The 1,465-nt window shown below is 62.6% G+C and carries 2 protein-coding genes; both read right to left on the bottom strand.

What is annotated here, in order from left to right; translation table 11 throughout:
- A partial coding sequence (locus EOA27_RS36255; protein WP_145970824.1) for a xanthine dehydrogenase family protein subunit M occupies window positions 1-801 on the bottom strand: 801 nt, incomplete at its 3' end.
- A 2-nt stretch (window positions 802-803) separates the two neighbouring features.
- Window positions 804-1,442: a (2Fe-2S)-binding protein gene (locus tag EOA27_RS36250; RefSeq protein WP_126082619.1), complete on the bottom strand. Its 639-nt coding sequence runs from the start codon at window positions 1,440-1,442 to the stop codon at window positions 804-806.
- Window positions 1,443-1,465 lie beyond the last annotated feature (23 nt).

Genomic DNA, 1,465 nt, shown 5'->3' with positions numbered 1-1,465 from the left:
CCAAGGCATGGTGCCGACCCCGCCGCAAGCGACGCGCGCAGAGCGTATTACGCCATCCTCCACCTCCAGTGCGACCGCCGCGGAGACGAGCGCGAATTCGTAAGAAGCGCGGTCGCGGACCTTGAGATAGCGAGCTCGTCGGCCGTAGGGCGCGCTCGGCACGCGTATCTCGACGATTAGCTCGCCAGGCAACAACGTATGCTCCCGGTGCGGCGTGTCGCCGGGTAGGCGGAATAGGTCTTCCACGGCAAAGCTTCGTTCTCCTTGATGCCCGCGAACGCGCATGATCGCCCCGAGTGCAACGAACGCGACGGCCACATCTGAGGGGTGCGTAGAAACGCAATGACTGCTGGTGCCCAGCACGGCATGGCCCGCGTTCAAACCCTCCAGAGCGGCGCAGCCTGATCCGGGGTTGCGCTTGTTGCATGCCGCGTCGAGCATACGGAAGTAGGGGCAGCGGACGCGCTGCAGGAGATTTCCGCCGATCGAAGCCATGTTCCGCAATTGCGGAGATGCTCCCTCGATGAGGCTTTCTGCAATCATGGGATGGAGGCGCTGCACGTCGGGATGAGCTGCGATGTCAGCCATAGTGGCGAGGGCCCCCAGGACCAGATCGCCACCATCGACGTGGATGTCACGTAGTGGAAGCGCATTGATGTCGATTAAGCGTTCGGGCCGCTCGACTTCCTCTCGCATCAGGTCGACGAGCGTCGTGCCGCCCGCAATGTAGCGGCCGCCCGCGACAGCGGATGCGATTGCAGCCTCTATGTCGTTGGCTTTTTCCAGGACGAACGGGACCATCGTCACGCCCTCCCTGCGGCATCCGACACCGCAGCGACAATGCCGGGATAGGCGCCGCACCGGCAGATGTTGCCGCTCATCCAGAAGCGGATCTCGTCGGTAGAGCCGGCGTGACCTTCTGCAATACACCCAAGCCCCGACATGATTTGCCCGGGCGTGCAGAACCCGCATTGAAGCCCATCATGCTCGATGAAAGCTTCTTGGAGCGGATTGAGTTCGCCGTCCTTTGCGACGCCTTCGATCGTCTGGATGTCGGCGCCCTCGTGCATTGCCGCGAGCGTGAGGCAGGAGACGATACGCTTGCCGTCAACAAGGATGGTGCAGGCGCCACATGCGCCGGTGTTGCAGCCCTTCTTCGTCCCAGTCAGATCGAGGGTTTCGCGCAGCACGTCTAGAAGCGACTGGCGGGTATCAAATTCGAGCTGCTTGCTCTCGCCGTTCACCCTAAAGTGAATCGGTCCATCGACCACGGTCGCGGTCGCATTCGGCACCGCCGACTGAGCCACGGCGCCGGGAACCGCAACAAGTGATGCCGCGCCGCTTGCGATTTGAAGGATTGCGCGCCGTGAAAGCGCTGCGGCTCCAGGTTGAGAACCCTTTGAATTCCCTGCCTCGCCTGAACTCAGGTCTCGGTTGGTCATGTTCGCTCCGCACGGTGTGAGGA

This window comes from Mesorhizobium sp. M2A.F.Ca.ET.037.01.1.1 (assembly GCF_003998075.1).
GTDB lineage: Bacteria > Pseudomonadota > Alphaproteobacteria > Rhizobiales > Rhizobiaceae > Mesorhizobium.
This window is presented reverse-complemented; position numbering and strand designations above follow the sequence as displayed.

Bases quoted from the DNA above. Each gene is read 5' to 3' on its own strand.
- EOA27_RS36250 (WP_126082619.1), bottom strand. From the start codon at position 1,442: ATGACCAACCGAGACCTGAGTTCAGGCGAGGCAGGGAATTCAAAGGGT.